We start from the raw sequence: 14,735 nt of genomic DNA, 5'->3' as shown, positions 1-14,735 counted from the left end.
CTTACCTCCGGCGATCAGAGCTGGGCCCATCCTACTCATTCCAGACGCCCACGACCATGTATCGCTCGATTCAGTTGTGCACGACTTAATCGAGCGCTATGGTTTCTTCTGTCCGTCGAACGGCAGGGCGCAACAGCCGTCGAGGCCACCGGCCCTGCGTCAACCCGAGGAGTCCCCATGTCCGAGACCACAAGCGGCCCGGTGCTGGAGCAGGCCGCCGCCGCATTCGCCGAGGCCACCGCCAACCCGCCGTACCTGTTCGACCTCGGCCCGGTCGAGGGCCGCAAGGCGGTCGACGAGGTCCAGTCCGGTGAGATCGGCAAGCCGGAAGTCGCCGAGGAGTGGGTGACCGTGCAGGGCGGGCCCACACGGTCGGTGCAGGCGCGCGTCGTCCGCCCCGCCGACGCCGAGGGGCCGTTGCCGGTGATCATCTACATCCATGGCGCCGGCTGGGTCTTCGGCAACGCCCACACCCACGACCGTCTGGTGCGCGAACTGGCCGTCGGCGCCCGCGCGGCCGTCGTCTTCCCCGAGTACGACCTCTCGCCCGAGGCCCGCTACCCCATCGCGATCGAGCAGAATTACGCCGTCGCCCGGTGGATCGTCACCGACGGCGCTTCCAAGGGCCTGGACGCCACCCGCATCGCGGTGGCCGGCGACTCCGTCGGCGGCAACATGTCCGCCGCGCTGACCCTGATGGCCAAGGAGCGCGGCGACGTCTCCCTCGTGCAGCAGGTGCTGCTCTACCCGGTCACCGACGCCGCCTTCGACACGCCCTCGTACCACCAGTTCGCCACCGGCTACTTCCTGCGCCGCGACGCCATGCAGTGGTTCTGGGACCAGTACACGACCGACGAACACCAGCGCGCCGAGATCACGGCATCCCCACTGCGCGCCACCACCGAGCAGCTCACGGGCCTGCCCCCGGCCCTGGTCGTCACCGCCGAGGCCGACGTCCTGCGCGACGAGGGAGAGTCGTACGCCGCCAAGCTCCGCCAGGCCGGCGTACCCGTCACGGCTGTCCGCTACCAGGGCATCATCCACGACTTCGTGATGCTCAACGCCCTGCGCCAGACCCACGCCGCCGAAGCGGCCATCAACCAGGCCATCGCCACGCTACGCACCGCGTTCGGCACCGTCTGAGCGCGCTCAACCGCATCCGGCACCCGTACCACCCCCAGCCGGACCTCCCCGGTCCCGCCTCAGCACCCACGTGGCGCGGTCATTTCGTCGACTACACGCCATCGCCCGAGGTTCGCTACCCCATCGCCATCGAGCAGGCGTACGCGGCCACCAAGTGGGTCGTCGAGCATGGTGACGAGATCAACGTCGACGGCTCCCGGATCGCCGTCGCCGGTGACAGCGTCGGCGGCAACATGACCGCCGCCGTGACGCTCATGGCCAAGCGGCGCGGCGGCCCGGCCCTGCGTGAGCAGATGCTCTTCTACCCTGTCACCGACGCCAATTTCAGCACCGGCTCCTACCGGGAGTTCGCCGACGGCCCCTGGCTGACCCGCAGGGCCATGAAGTGGTTCTGGGACGCCTACGCCCCCAACGCCAAGGACCGCAAGCGGATCCTCGCCTCCCCGCTGCGCGCGAGCCTCAACCAGCTCAAGGACCTGCCCAAGGCCCTGGTCATCACCGACGAGGCCGACGTCCTGCGAGACGAGGGCGAGGCTTACGCCGCCAAGCTCCGCGCCACCGGTAACGACATCACCACTGTCCGCCACCCCGGCATCATCCACGACTTCGCCATGCTCAACGCCCTGGCCAACACCAACGCCGCCAAGGCGGCCGTCCACCAGGCCAACCGCTTCCTCACAGCGGCTCCTGACCCCCACTTCAGAGCGGCCCGGCTGCGGCCGGGCCGCCCCAGGTGCGCATACCCCAACATCTCCGGCGGCCGGACGCCGCGCACGCCCCCGGCGTGCGGGCAGGATCGACGCGTTTTGCCCATGACGTGGCTGGTTGCGGTGCTCGCCGGCCTCGGTTCGGGCGCGGGCGCAGTCAGCTCGTAGGCCCGCGCCCGCGTTGCGCCGTCCCGGATGGTTCACAGAGCGCAGGCGCTTGTGTCTGCGCACCGGCCGAGGGGCATGGCCGAGCTACGGCGCCGGATACGCTGACGGGATGATCGAGAATCTTCCTCCCTGTCCGAAGTGCTCGTGTGAGTACACCTACGAGATGAACGCCCTGGTGGTGTGCCCTGAGTGCGGCCATGAATGGGTTCCCGCCGAGGCCGGCGCCGAGGGCGGCGACCTTGCCGGAGAGCGCGTCGTCAAGGATGCCGTGGGCAATGTGCTCCAGGACGGCGACACCGTGGTGGTCGTGAAGGCGCTCAAGGTCAAGGGCAGCCCCTCCGGGATCAAGGCCGGGACCAAGGTGCGCAACATCCGGCTCGTCGACGGGGTCGACGGCCACGACATCGACTGCAAGGTCGACGGTTTCGGAGCGATGCAGCTCAAGTCGAGCGTGGTCAAGAAGGCCTGATCCCGCGGGGCCCCTGGAGGGTTCGCCCGGGGCGCGACAGGATGCTAAATTGCAAAAGTTCGCAATTAGCTAGATGCTGTGTTCGCTGTGTTCGCAAGTAGCCACGGGCACAGCCTTTCGTGTCCGCCCCCTCAGTGGGGTCCTGTAGGGGAGGCCGAGGGATCGTGTCCGTTCCGCTGTACCAGGCCAAGGCCGAGTTCTTCCGGATGCTGGGGCATCCCGTGCGGATACGGGTGCTGGAGCTGCTGCAGGACGGGCCGATGCCGGTGCGGGACCTGCTGGCCGCCATCGAGGTGGAGCCCTCCGGTTTGTCGCAGCACCTGGCGGTGCTGCGCCGCTCGGGGATCGTCACCTCGACGCGGGAGGGCTCGACGGTTGTCTACGAGCTGGCCGGCGGGGATGTCGCCGACCTCATGAAGGCCGCGCGACGGATCCTCACCGAGATGCTGGCGGGGCGGAACGAACTGCTGGCCGAGCTGCGGGAAGCCGAGGTCGTCGCGCGGTGACCTCGGCATTCGGCCGGGTGTGTGCCCGGATCATGGTGTTGCTGCCCGGCCGCGCCGACCTCGCGGAGATCCGGCGCGACCCGCGCCGGGACCTGCTCGCCGGTCTGACCGTGGCGATCGTCGCGCTGCCTCTCGCGCTCGGCTTCGGCGTGTCCTCCGGGCTGGGTGCCGAGGCGGGCCTGGCGACCGCGGTGGTCGCGGGGGCTCTCGCCGCGGTGTTCGGTGGGTCCAACCTGCAGGTATCCGGCCCGACCGGTGCCATGACGGTCGTGCTGGTGCCCATCGTCGATGCGTACGGTCCGGCCGGTGTGCTGACCGTCGGGCTGATGGCGGGCGTGCTGCTCGTCGGCCTGGCGGCGCTGCGGGCCGGGAAGTACATGCAGTACGTGCCGGCCCCGGTGGTCGAGGGCTTCACTCTCGGGATCGCCTGTGTGATCGGCCTGCAGCAGCTCCCGAACGCGCTGGGTGTGCCCAAGCCGGAGGGCGACCGGGTGCTGGTGGTGACCTGGCGGGCGGTGCAGGAGTTCGCGAAGTCCCCGAACTGGACGGCGGTCGGCTTCGCCGTCGCGGTGGCCGCGGTCATGCTGCTCGGGGCCCGGTGGCGGCCGACCGTGCCGTTCTCGATCGTCGCCGTGGTCGCGGCGACGATCGTGGCACAGCTGGCCCACCTGGGCGCGGCGAAGCCGATCGGCGACCTTCCGGCGGGACTGCCCGCGCCGTCGTTGTCCTTCCTCGACCTCGGCTCGGTGGGGACCCTGCTCGCTCCCGCCCTGGCGGTCGCGGCCCTCGCCGCCCTGGAGTCCCTGCTGTCAGCGTCGGTCGCGGACGGCATGACGGTAGGTCAGAAACACGACCCGGACCGGGAGCTGTTCGGGCAGGGCCTGGCCAACATCGCCGCCCCGCTGTTCGGAGGCGTCCCCGCGACGGGCGCCATCGCGCGCACCGCGGTCAACGTCCGCACGGGCGCGGGATCCCGCCTCGCCGCCCTCACCCACGCCGCCGTTCTCGCCGTGATCGTCTTTGCGGCGGCGCCTGTTGTCGCCCGGATCCCGCTGGCCGCGCTCGCCGGCGTGCTGCTGGCCACCGCGATCCGCATGGTCGAGGTCGGCTCGCTGAAGGCCATGGCGAGGGCGACCCGTTCCGACGCCCTCATCCTCGTCCTGACCGCCGTGGCGACGCTGGCCCTGGACCTCGTGTACGCCGTAATCATCGGCCTCGTCGTGGCCGGCGCCCTCGCCCTGCGTGCTGTGGCCAAGCAGGCGCGCTTCGATCAGGTGCCGCTCGACCGGGGCGACCACAGTGCCGAGGAACACGCGCTGCTGGCCGAGCACATCGTGGCGTACCGCATCGACGGCCCGCTGTTCTTCGCCGCCGCCCACCGCTTCCTGCTGGAGCTGACCGAAGTCGCCGACGTTCGCGTCGTCATTCTGCGCATGTCCCGGGTCTCCACCATGGACGCCACCGGCGCCCTGGTCCTCAAGGACGCGGTGGAGAAGCTGCACCGGCGCGGCATCGTTGTCCTGGCGTCCGGCATACGTTCCAGTCAGCGCCAGGTCCTCGACTCCGTCGGCGCGCTGGAGGCGCTGCGCGACGAGGGCCGCGAGTACGCCACCACCCCCGACGCGATCCGGGCTGCCCGCGACCACCTGGAGCGCTCCGGGGCCCTGTCCGCCCTTCCCGCGCCAAAGTCCCGAACCCAGAGCGAGGAGGCCCTGCGATGAGCATTCTTCCCGCCGTCCTTCGTATGGTCGAGGTCTCCGGCGCGGAGGCCCTGTGGCTGCTGGAGGGCAGCAGTTCGGGGCGGCTGGTGTATGCGCAGCGGGACCTGACCGTGATCCGACCGGCCCGGCACGTATGGGAGTACGGCCGCCTGGTCGTCCGTACGCCGGCCCCGGCTGCGGCGGTGCCGACAGCGGCGACGTACCACGTCGACGAGATCCGCGCCGTGCCCGGCACCGGCTGGACGGTCACCGTCTCCGGACCGGCCGAGGTCATCACGGACCCCGACGAGGCCGCCCACCACCGGCGCACCCTGTCCGGCTGGGCGCACGGCCCGCATGACACGCTGCTGCGCCTGCGCCCCAAGACGGTCGCAGGTTTCCGCCTCGTCCGCGCGGAGGCGTGAGTGATGTCGACACAGCTGGAAGCCCTGCCCTACCGGCACGTGCTCACCCTGCCCACCGAACCGTCCGCCGTGCGGATGGCCCGAGAGACCGCTGAGCAGGCACTCGTCGAGTGGGGGATCGGGCTGCGGCACCCCACGGTGGACCCGGCTCTGCTGATCCTCGCCGAACTGGTCACCAACAGCGTGAGGCACGCGGCCTTGCTTTCCCCGCAAGTGACGGTGATCTACGCGGCGGGCGCGGACTGCCTGGCCTTCGCCGTCCATGACCGACACCCCTACCAGCCCCCGCTGTACGGGTCGGTCACGGGCGCCGGTACGGGCGGCCTGGCCACCGTCATGGAGCTCACGCTCGCCCTGGGCGGCACCGCGGTGGTCCGCGCGGATGCCGACGGCGGCGGAAAGAGTATCTGGATCACCCTCCCCCTCTGACCCCGGACAGCAGACTTCGACCGGACACCCGCGCAAGGAAGTTCACCACCATGACCATCGACTGGCGCTACACCGTCGAGGACAACCTCGGCATCCTGTCTGTTGCCGGATACCTGGGCCCGGAGGCGGTTCGGCGCTTCACCGGGGCGGTCGGCTGGGCGCTGGCGCGCGGCACGGGCCCGGTCGTCGTCGACCTGACCGAGCTGCGCAGCTGGTCGGCCGAGGGGCAGCTGGCGATCGCCGAGGCCGCCCGCCGCCTCGCGGACGTGGGCCGCAGTCTGGAACTGGCCGCCATTCCCGCCGACGGGTCCCTCGTCCCCACCGGGGACGGCCCGCCGATCCCGGTCCACCCCGGCCTGGCCGCCGCGCTTGCCGCACACGGCGCACAGCGCGCGGAACACGTGGAGGTGCGCCACGAGTGGCGCACCACAGGATGGCCGACCGGAAACCAGGCAGGCGCGTGACGTCTTCGGCTCATCCCGGTGCGAAGGCGCCGGCGCCGTCCTGGACGGGCACGACGGTGCGGACATCTTCAGGAAGGGCAGGATGCGAAGCACAGCTTCAGCAGGCGGGCGTTACCGCAGCGGGGGAGGGCATGTGCCGTCCTGCGCGATGGCGGTCGGGCGGCACTTGAGACGGGAAGCGGCGCACTTGCGCCAGGCGACGCCGGTGCCGCGCAGCGTGGTGTCACACCATCTCAGGAGTTGCTAATCTTAGCAATTGCATAGGTCGTCACTGCCGGGTTGGACCGCTCTCCTGCACAGTGTGGATTCGGCCTGGCCGGGGCCGCACGCGAGGATGGGCCGCATGTTGTTGACGAATGGGTGGATGCGACGGGCCGAGGCCCGGCCGATGGGGCCGTGCTGCTGCACCGGGGAGGCGACGACACGGTGAGTACACCGCTGTATCAACTGAAGGCCGAGTTCTTCAAGACCCTCGGCCACCCGGCCCGCATCCGTGTCCTTGAGCTGCTGAGCGAGCGCGAGCATGCGGTGTCGGAAATGCTGCCCGAGGTGGGCATCGAGCCCGCGCATCTCTCGCAACAGCTGGCCGTGCTGAGGCGGGCGAACCTGGTCAGGACCCGAAAGGAGGGCTTGAGCGTGTACTACTCGCTGGCCAGCCCGCACGTTGCCGAGCTGCTCCGGGTGGCGCGCACGATCCTGTCCGGGGTGCTGGCCGACCAGGCCGAACTCCTCGCCGACCTGCAGGCCGCGCAGGGCGAAGGAAAGTCGCCGTCGTAGCAGCGGTCCCCGAACGGCGGCTGGTTCCCAAGAGTCGGACAGCGCTCCTGCCACTTCGACCTGCGCGCAGGTGCGGTCAGCCGTTCGGAGACCGCCAGGAGTGTCAGCACGGACGCCGGCGGCGACGGCAACGGCGCCTTCCAACTCCAGCCGCTTACTGACGCATACGTCGTCCCCGGCGAGTACGCGCCGACCGTCGGACAATGCGCCGCCGAAGCCACCAGCCACCCCGCCCATGGATGGATCCACCTCCGTCAGGTTCCGCCGGGCCGCACCTTCTGCCTGCGCGACACGACGAGCGGCGGCATCGCGGTGTTCACCGTCATCGATGTCGACCACGGCAACTACGCGACAACGGAGACCATCACCTACTACCGACACCGAAGTTGACCGACCGTGCCGGCCGGACCGTGCCGTCATGGCCGACGGCACGCTCCGCGCTGACGTCGCGGCCCTGCCTCGTGTGCAGGGAGGTCCACCGAAGGCGCGGGACGGGTGCAAGGTCCGTTCGGCGGCGATGATCTCCTCGCCGAGGGCCGTGAGCGGCGGCGCCCCGAAGACGCGCCGCCGCAGAAACTCGCCCACCCCGCCGGCCCTTCTCAGCTGGGGCCGCGCCGCCCGCATCCACGAAATGTGGTCATGTGTATGTGATGACTTGAAGAATTCTTCACATCGTGGGCATGCGTCAGCCCGACTCCGGGACGGCCTACACCTCGAGCTGCTCGTCCACCCTCTTGAGCTGATGGCGAGCCATCGCCAGGTTCGAGCGGGTCTTGTCGAGCACGAGGTAGAGGAACAGCCCGTTGCCGTTTCGGCCGGCGACCAGCCGGATGAGGTGGTACTGCTTCTCCAGGGTGATCAGGATGTCCTCGATCTGGCCCTTGAGGCCCAGATGCTCCATGGTGCGCACCTCGGCGCGGATGACATCCGTGTTCCCGGCCGCGGCGACCGTCAGGTCCAGGCCCTTGCCCCCGCCCAGGATGCCAAGGGCCATGCCGCTGGTGTAGTCGACGACCGCCGCCCCCAGTGCCCCATCGACCCCCGCCATCATCTCCTTCAATGACACTTCCACACTCGCCATCGGAGCCTCCCTTTGGTTGTCGGCTGTGGCGGGCCGCCCGTTGAGGGCCCGCCCTCGTGGCCGCACCGTAGGCCGACGGATCCAGCGTCCGGAGCGCCTCTTCGCAGGTGACACACAATGATCGAAAGGCGGTCTGTGAAGGTCACCCACTGACCAGGATTGACGGGCAGGCCTGGATGCAGCGTCCGCTGTAGCAATTCGTCCGGCAGCGGTGCTCAGCAGTTCAGCAGCAGTCAGACCCGTCAGAGGCCAGTCGGCGATCGACAGGCTCGTACTTGAGCCCATCAGCATCGATGGGGACCGGGCGGTCATCCGCCTTTCCTGGCGCACGGCGGACCCCGGCCGGCGCATCGCGCGCCGACCCGGGGTCGGCCATGCGCCTGCGCTGGTGGAACGCTTCCACTAACCCGTGTCCAGGCATTGCCATGCTCGACGCGCCGAGCTGTCGCCGTTTCAGGTGAAAACGCTAAGGCTGGTTATGCAGCACACCAGGTGATCGTCTTACTCTCTTAACCGCTTGAGCAGTCCCGGACGTCGTGTGCCTCTGCTCTTTCAGGCTTGATCATCGTCGGGGGTTCGCATGATGCAGGCGTGGGCCGGTCGAGACTGTCTCGGCCGTATGGCTCGCATCGGCCGACTGCATGTCACGAAGGCAGGCAAAGCCGTGTCCGAGGGTGCTGCGGCGGCCGTCGCCGTCGCAGCGGGCGTGGTGGTGGCCGTCGTGGTGCCGACGGGCATCGCGTTACTGACGGCGCACGGGGCGGCCGCCGTCTCCCTCCTCGCGCGTGCCCGAACCGCCACGGGAGCCACCGGAAGAGTCCGACTTCGCCTCAGGCTGTCGGCCATCTCGGTGGCCGCAGGCGGTTTTCACCATGCCCTCGAAGAGCAGGCGGGTACGTGGCAGCCGCTTGGTGCGGGCGCGTTCCAATCCGTCGTCCGGGTGCTGGCATGCATCGGGATCGCCGCGTGCCTGGGGGCCGCGGTCGCTGCGCTGGTGATGGCCGCCGCAGAGAACGGGACGACCCTGATCCGTTTGCGGAGGCTGTTGGACGGCTGGCTGATTGCGGGGTCGCTGTTCACGGTGGGCTGGGTCCTGCTGCTGCACCGCGCAGACCAGGGCGGCGACGTTTCCGTTTCACTTTTCGGTCTTGCACGCGTGGTGGCGGACATCCTCGTGTTCGGGTTGCTGGTCGCCTTGCGGTTCTGCCTGCGGCAAGCGGAGCGCACGGCGACCACGGTTGCCGTGCTGGCGCTCGCAGCCCTGACCTCGGGCGACGTGCTTCGTATCCTGCAGCCCGAGCCGGGCACATGGCACGGGGTCCCCCTCGCGGCGGCATGCTCGGTGACCGGGCTGTTCCTCGTCGCCGTCGCGGCATGGCTGCCGGGCGGTGTCAGTGTCGCGGGGTTCGACCGGCGGATGATGCCCGTCATCGGTGTGGTGGCGGCGTTCGTGCCCGTGGGTGTCTGTGCGCTGGCCATCACGGCGCATACCGTCGCCGGCGGTCCCATCGACACGGTGATGTCAGGCTTGTCGGGTTCGGTGCTTCTCGCGCTCGGCGTCCGGCAGGGCGTCATCCACTCCGACCACCTGCGCATCATGCATGAGTCTGCGGTGCGCGAGGCGCACTACCGAACGCTGGTCGACCGCACCTCCGATGTGATCACGATCGTCTCCCTGGATGGGCATCTGCTCTACGTCAGCCCGGCCGCCCTGTCGGTCTTCGGCTATCGGCCCGAGGACCTCGTGGGTGTCCGCTTGCCCCTGTACTGCCACCCGGACGACCTCGAAACCCTGACACAAGCGGTCCAGGCGCTGCGGCAGGAAGCCGAATCGGACACCCGCGGGCCGGCCCTCAGGTTGTCCTGCCGGGTGCTGGGCGCCGACGGAACATGGCGCCACGTCGAATCCACGATCAGCCATCACCCTGATGGAATGATCTTCATCAGTCGTGATGTGAGCGAGCGGATCGCTCAGCAAGTGCAACTGGAGCACCTCGCCTTCCACGACGCGTTGACCGGCCTGCCCAACCGGGCCCTGTTCGCGGACAAGGTCGGCCATGCCCTGCGGAAGCAGACGCCGGGTGCGGCCCCGCCCGTGGTGCTCTTCCTGGACCTGGACGGCTTCAAGGCGGTCAACGACTCGGCCGGACACGCGGCAGGGGACGCCCTCCTGCAGCACGCCGCTCGTCGGCTCCAGGCATCCGTACGGGCGGGGGACACCGTGGCCCGGCTCGGCGGCGACGAGTTCGCAGCCCTCCTCGAATGCGAGGCGGGAGCGCATCCCGCGAGTGCGAGGGATGTTGCCCAGCGGATCCTGTCCGCGCTGACGCGGCCGTACCCGATCGGCACCATGGATGTGGAGGTATCGGCTTCCATCGGCATCGCGGTGGCCGTACCGAGCATCACACCGGACCAGCTGATGCACCAAGCAGACCTGGCCATGTATGCGGCCAAAGCCGCAGGTAAAGGCCGCATCCGCATGCATCACGCACACCCCCCGCACGCTTGCAGCGTCACATGAACCGCAGTTGAGACCTTGCTGCGTTGTCGTGCGACGCGTCGCAGGTCCTGAACTCCGTCCTCGCTCATGACGACCGCCCGCCGAACTGCCGGCTGTGCACCTCGATGTCGGCGTACCGCTGGGGGCAGGATGACCCGTGCCGTCTCCCGCCTCGGGCAAGAACCGGTCAGCCTATGACGGCGGTTCCGTTCCGGCTTGCTCGCTCACCATGTACCGCGCGTACCAGTCGGGCCAGTTGGGGTCCTCCGCACCGATGCGCGCCTCGTGCTCGCCGTGCGCCGTCGCGGCCCGGCGAAGGGCGCTCGCCAGGTCGTCGGCCGAGGCGAACCCGGTGGTAGCGGGATCCAGCCGTCCCGGGAGCCTGGTGGTGATTTCCTGCAGGAGCCAGCCGTTGCCGTCCGGGTCACTGAACGACAGGAAAGAGCCGTAGCTGCTGCGTTTCGGCTCGGGTCCGGGCTCCCGGGATTCGGTACCACCGTGGTGGAAGACGCCGCCTGCGTCGTGAAACACATCGCTCGGTTCGGCACCGCGCAGCGTCAACTCGTCGTGAGCGGCCTCGATGTCATCGACCACCAGGTGCAGGCCCCGAGCCGAGCCCGGTGCCTGCTCCGTGACGGATGTGCCGAAGATGACCGATGCCGGTGAACCCGGAGGGGTTACCTGCACCACCCGGAACTGGGCGTCGGGGGTGATGTCCGCGTCGAGTCTCCAGCCCAGCGCCGTGTAGAAGTCCTTGGCCCGGTCGACGTCGGACACTGGCACCACGACGACCTCCAGTTTCATATCCATGGTTTGTGTCTCCCGTCTCGGAGGGGTACCGACGCGGCCGCATCCGCGGCGTGGGCGGGCCCGGAGGACCAACTCGCGAGGCACTGACAGCCCACGTTCCGACTGAGCCTTGGGCTGCCGGTCAGGCGATCAGTGTGCGACGAGCTGTCGGCCGCCGTCGATGTCATAGGTGGCGCCGGTGAGGGCCCCGTTGGCCGCGATGTGCGGCGCCAGGGCTGCAACATCCGCAGGACCGACCCCCACGACCGATGAGCAGCGTCTTCCTCAACTGCTTTAGATGTGCCTTGACTTGGTCGATAAGGAGGTACACCGACAACATCGCGGCAAGAGCGCCCATCCTCACGGGGAGCCCTTCCCGGGCCTCCCGTTCACGATGTCGACGAACTCATCGGTTGTGAGGATGGCGTGGGCGTACAGAGGCGCGTTGAGCTCGAATGTCGCTGCCATCTCCTCCCAACTGAAGGAGCCGATGGCGTCGCGGATGAGGGTCACGTGGTAACCCAGTTCCTGGCCGAAGCGAGCGGTGGTGTCCACACAGGTGTTGGCCCGCATACCGATGAACAGGATCTTCCGGATGTGGTGCTGCTTGAGCATGAAGTCGAGGTCGGTGTTCGCGAAGCCGCTCGAGGCCCAGTGCTGGCGCATGACGAGCTCGTCCTCGCGGGGCTGGAAGTCGGGGTGCCACTCGGCCCCCCAACTGCCCTCGGCAAAGGTTTGCTGGCTCACGATGCGCTGCTGAGTCGTTGACAGGTGGTCCCATGTGCTGTAGTCGCTCGGCGTCGTCTGGTGATGGGGCACGATGAAAACGCGGAATCCACGGTTGCGGACGGTGGCGAGCACGGTCCGCATGTGGTCAAGCAGGCCTATGCCTTCCGCTACTTCCTTTGCCCTGGGCCAGAGCTTGCCCCCGTCGGAAAGGAAGTCGTTGTACGGGTCGACGATCAGAAGAGCGGTTTCATCCGGCGGGTACTGTGTTTCAGAGGTCATGGAACGTTCCCAACTGATCAGCGAACGGAGATCGCTGCTGGGACTCAACACAGAGAGGACGGGCAGGAGGCAGTCCCGAATCCTCCGCCACAGACCGCCGACTCCGTGGCTTCAGTCTGTCACTCGTCTGGCCGAAGTGCATCCGGGCCCTCCGCCCGGGTTGCCTCCGTACGAGGGATCCCGAGTGCGGCGTCCGAAGAAGCGGCGGGAGCGTGTGCTGAAGATGGTCGTGATCTTCGCACTGTCCGCAGCCAACCAGCCCGGGTCCGTCGGGCTGCTGCGCCCTGCGCGGATCCGGAAGGAGACCGGCTGTGTCCGAACAGCAGGACGAGAAGGCCGAGCAGAGCGTCGGAGCGTTCACGCTCCCCACCCCCCTGAGCTCTACGCCCCCGGTCCAGCTGCCCTACCCGGTGCCGGAGCCGGACGAGCAGTGGCAGCTGCCGAACGGCTTCGCCCACGTCTTCTACGGCGAACGCAACCAGGGCATCACCCGGCCGGTGGTCATGGCAGACGGCTTCAACATCGGCAGGAGCGACCTGAAGTGGCTCTACGCCGGCCTCGACAGTGACTACCCCTTCCTGAGCGAGCTGCGCCGCCGCGGCCGTGATGTCATCCTCCTCGGGTTCGAGGAGCGCAGCGCCTCCATCCTGGACAACGCCCAGGCGGCGACCGCATGCCTCACGCGGACCCTGGGCGAGCAACTCGGCGGCGCCGGTATGATGGTGGGCGGCTTCAGCATGGGCGGCCTGGTCACCCGCTACGCCCTCGCCCGCATGGAGACGCAGCGGATGGATCACCGCACCCGCGTGTACTTCTCGTACGACAGCCCGCACCGCGGCGCCGTCATCCCCGCCGGCGTTCAGGCGTTCGCCCACTTCATCCCGGTCCCCAACGACTTCGCCCGGCAGATGAACAGCCCGGCCGCCCGGCAGACGCTCTGGCGGCACTACGACCCGAAGACCGGTGAGCTGGGGATTGCGCCGGAGCGCACGGAATTCCTGCAGAGGCTGGCGGAGGTCGGCAACTGGCCGCGCATCCCGCGCATCCTCGCGCTCGCCAATGGCCGTGGCGACGGCGCCGGCCTGCCCATCCCGCCCGGCGAGACCGCGCTGAAGGTCGAGCGGATCTACCCCGGCACCACCTTCTACACCCAGGCCCAGGGCAGGGAGGTCATCGTCGCCGAGCTGAAGCGGCGCTTCCCCAAGGCCGAGAAGACCATCAAGACCTCCGGCCTCCCGGAACTCGACGGCGCTCCCGGCGGAAGCCTCCGCTCCTACGGCATCCTCGCCGACACGCTGAAGAAGTTCGGCGCTCAGGTCGACCTGCGGCACGAGAGCGTCTGCTTCGTGCCCTCGGTCAGCGCCGTCTCCATCCGTGACATCGACGTACAGAAGGACCTGTACGCGAACATCGACGAACTCGACCCGTCCGAGAGCGACGTCGACGACTTCCTCTGCTCCTCCACCACGACGGCCCACACTGCCGTCACGGAAGAACTGTGCGGCTGGCTGCTGGACCGCTTGCCCGACTGACCCCCGCACGCCCAGCGCGCACACCACAGGGCAGGCCGCCGTCGGCGCGCCTGCCTTGTCATGATCAGCGAAGAGAGCACTGGCGCGGGGGCCGGGCCGGTCGTCGTGTGGGAGCGGGTGGCTGTCCGGGCGAGCGGGTTGCGCAAGGAGTACGGCGAGACCGTCGCCCTGAACGGGGTGTCCCTGGAGATCGGTGCCGGGGGGCGGGGGCGGTGATGGGGCCGTCCGACTGCGGCAAGTCCACCTGCTCAATATGACCGCCGGGCTGGACCGGCCGAGCGCCCGCCAGGTGCGCGTGCATGAGGAGGACCTGAGCCGGATCAACGAGACGGGGCCGGAGGTCTTCCGGCGCCGCCGGATCGGCATGATCTTCCAGTCCGTCAACCTCATCGACGCCCTGCCCGCGATCAACAACGTCGCCCTGGCCGCCCAGCTCACCGGAACGCCCGGCCCGTCAGGCCCGGCGCCGGGCGCTGGAATCGCTGGACGGACTCGGATTCTTGTCCACATGATCGCCGAGACTCAGCGGCATGCTGGGCATGCCGACATCGTTCGTGAACTCATCGATGGGACCGCAGGACAGCGGCTCGGGAGCGACAGCTTGCCGCCCGGCGATTCGGCCTGGTGGGAGACGTACCGAAGTCGACTTCCCATGCCCGCCATCGCCGCCCACCTGTGACCGACGGGCCTCAGACCGACGGGGTCAGTCGCGGGAGTTGCCGAACAGGATGCGGTAACCGATGAGCAGCACCAGGGAGCCGCCGATCGCCGCGCCCCAGGTGTAGAGGTCGAAGAAGTGCTTCTCCACCGGGCGGTCGAGGAAGCGGGCGGAGAGCCAGCCGCCGATGAAGGCGCCTGCGACACCGATCAGGGTGGTGCCGATCAGGCCACCCGGGTCGCGGCCGGGCAGCAGGATCTTCGCGATGGCTCCGGCGAGCAGGCCGAGGATGATCCAGCTGATGATGCCCACGATGTTGTCCTCCAGACGGGTTGTGCCGGGCGGGACGTACCGCACGCCACGCCCCTTTCGGATTGCT

At 69.0% G+C, this 14,735-nt stretch carries 16 protein-coding genes and 1 pseudogene; 13 read left to right on the top strand and 4 right to left on the bottom strand.

Translation table 11 applies throughout. The annotated features are described in order from the left end of the window. Nucleotides 1–177: 177 nt before the first annotated feature. From ACIPSA_RS30230 to ACIPSA_RS30190, 9 genes are all read left to right on the top strand, one after another. Entirely contained in the window at nt 178–1,143 is a 966-nt protein-coding gene (locus ACIPSA_RS30230; RefSeq protein ID WP_402640002.1) for an alpha/beta hydrolase, read from the top strand. Beyond that, nucleotides 1,140–2,018, top strand: a complete 879-nt coding sequence (locus ACIPSA_RS30225; RefSeq protein WP_402640518.1) for an alpha/beta hydrolase — start codon at nt 1,140–1,142, stop codon at nt 2,016–2,018. Before ACIPSA_RS30230 ends, ACIPSA_RS30225 begins: the two co-directional genes overlap by 4 nt. A gap of 109 nt (nt 2,019–2,127) precedes the next feature. Further along, the gene (locus ACIPSA_RS30220; RefSeq protein ID WP_363295999.1) at nt 2,128–2,487 is read left to right on the top strand and encodes a zinc ribbon domain-containing protein YjdM; all 360 of its coding nucleotides are present in this window, start codon (nt 2,128–2,130) and stop codon (nt 2,485–2,487) included. Nucleotides 2,488–2,651: 164 nt separating this feature from the next. Then, nucleotides 2,652–2,993 (top strand): ArsR/SmtB family transcription factor, encoded by a 342-nt coding sequence (locus ACIPSA_RS30215; protein ID WP_402639999.1) that lies wholly within the window; start codon nt 2,652–2,654, stop codon nt 2,991–2,993. Continuing rightward, a complete protein-coding gene (locus tag ACIPSA_RS30210) occupies nt 2,990–4,714 on the top strand; it encodes a SulP family inorganic anion transporter (RefSeq protein ID WP_402639997.1) in 1,725 nt (574 codons plus the stop codon). Before ACIPSA_RS30215 ends, ACIPSA_RS30210 begins: the two co-directional genes overlap by 4 nt. Further along, complete coding sequence (locus ACIPSA_RS30205; protein WP_402639995.1) at nt 4,711–5,118, top strand: pyridoxamine 5'-phosphate oxidase family protein; 408 nt, start codon at nt 4,711–4,713, stop codon at nt 5,116–5,118. Before ACIPSA_RS30210 ends, ACIPSA_RS30205 begins: the two co-directional genes overlap by 4 nt. Before the next feature lie 3 nt (nt 5,119–5,121). After that, on the top strand, nt 5,122–5,547 hold the full coding sequence (locus ACIPSA_RS30200; protein ID WP_402639993.1) for an ATP-binding protein: 426 nt from the start codon (nt 5,122–5,124) through the stop codon (nt 5,545–5,547). A gap of 50 nt (nt 5,548–5,597) precedes the next feature. Next, nucleotides 5,598–6,011, top strand: coding sequence for an STAS domain-containing protein (locus ACIPSA_RS30195; RefSeq protein WP_402639991.1), 414 nt, complete (start codon nt 5,598–5,600; stop codon nt 6,009–6,011). Between the two features lie 426 nt (nt 6,012–6,437). Next, complete coding sequence (locus ACIPSA_RS30190; RefSeq protein WP_402640516.1) at nt 6,438–6,788, top strand: ArsR/SmtB family transcription factor; 351 nt, start codon at nt 6,438–6,440, stop codon at nt 6,786–6,788. 706 nt (nt 6,789–7,494) lie between these two features. Here the strand turns inward: ACIPSA_RS30190 and ACIPSA_RS30185 are convergent. Then, on the bottom strand, nt 7,495–7,869 hold the full coding sequence (locus tag ACIPSA_RS30185; RefSeq protein ID WP_402639989.1) for a hypothetical protein: 375 nt from the start codon (nt 7,867–7,869) through the stop codon (nt 7,495–7,497). A gap of 619 nt (nt 7,870–8,488) precedes the next feature. On the opposite strand from ACIPSA_RS30185, the gene ACIPSA_RS30180 reads away from it, so the two are divergent. Further along, nucleotides 8,489–10,390 carry a diguanylate cyclase domain-containing protein gene (locus ACIPSA_RS30180; protein ID WP_402639987.1) on the top strand — a complete coding sequence of 634 codons (1,902 nt, stop codon included), beginning with the start codon at nt 8,489–8,491 and terminating at the stop codon, nt 10,388–10,390. Between the two features lie 171 nt (nt 10,391–10,561). Here the strand turns inward: ACIPSA_RS30180 and ACIPSA_RS30175 are convergent, their stop codons facing one another. Then, nucleotides 10,562–11,179, bottom strand: a complete 618-nt coding sequence (locus tag ACIPSA_RS30175) for a VOC family protein (protein WP_402639986.1) — start codon at nt 11,177–11,179, stop codon at nt 10,562–10,564. Between the two features lie 339 nt (nt 11,180–11,518). Then, nucleotides 11,519–12,214 (bottom strand): isochorismatase family cysteine hydrolase, encoded by a 696-nt coding sequence (locus ACIPSA_RS30170; RefSeq protein WP_402639984.1) that lies wholly within the window; start codon nt 12,212–12,214, stop codon nt 11,519–11,521. 263 nt (nt 12,215–12,477) lie between these two features. Here ACIPSA_RS30170 and ACIPSA_RS30165 point away from each other — a divergent pair, with 263 nt between their 5' ends. The 3 genes and pseudogenes from ACIPSA_RS30165 to ACIPSA_RS30155 form a co-directional block, all read left to right on the top strand. Continuing rightward, nucleotides 12,478–13,698, top strand: coding sequence for an esterase/lipase family protein (locus ACIPSA_RS30165; protein ID WP_402639982.1), 1,221 nt, complete (start codon nt 12,478–12,480; stop codon nt 13,696–13,698). Nucleotides 13,699–13,758: 60 nt separating this feature from the next. Then, nucleotides 13,759–13,914 (top strand): hypothetical protein, encoded by a 156-nt coding sequence (locus ACIPSA_RS30160; protein WP_402639980.1) that lies wholly within the window; start codon nt 13,759–13,761, stop codon nt 13,912–13,914. 277 nt (nt 13,915–14,191) lie between these two features. After that, nucleotides 14,192–14,377: pseudogene (locus ACIPSA_RS30155) on the top strand (DUF664 domain-containing protein); the annotation flags it as partial. A 24-nt stretch (nt 14,378–14,401) separates the two neighbouring features. Here ACIPSA_RS30155 and ACIPSA_RS30150 read toward each other — a convergent pair. Next, complete coding sequence (locus tag ACIPSA_RS30150; RefSeq protein ID WP_402640513.1) at nt 14,402–14,668, bottom strand: GlsB/YeaQ/YmgE family stress response membrane protein; 267 nt, start codon at nt 14,666–14,668, stop codon at nt 14,402–14,404. Nucleotides 14,669–14,735: the final 67 nt, after the last annotated feature.

Origin of the sequence: Streptomyces sp. NPDC086549 (assembly GCF_044746205.1) — a bacterium.
GTDB lineage: Bacteria > Actinomycetota > Actinomycetes > Streptomycetales > Streptomycetaceae > Streptomyces.
Note: the sequence above shows the minus strand (reverse complement) of the source record. Positions and strands in the feature narration are given on the sequence as shown.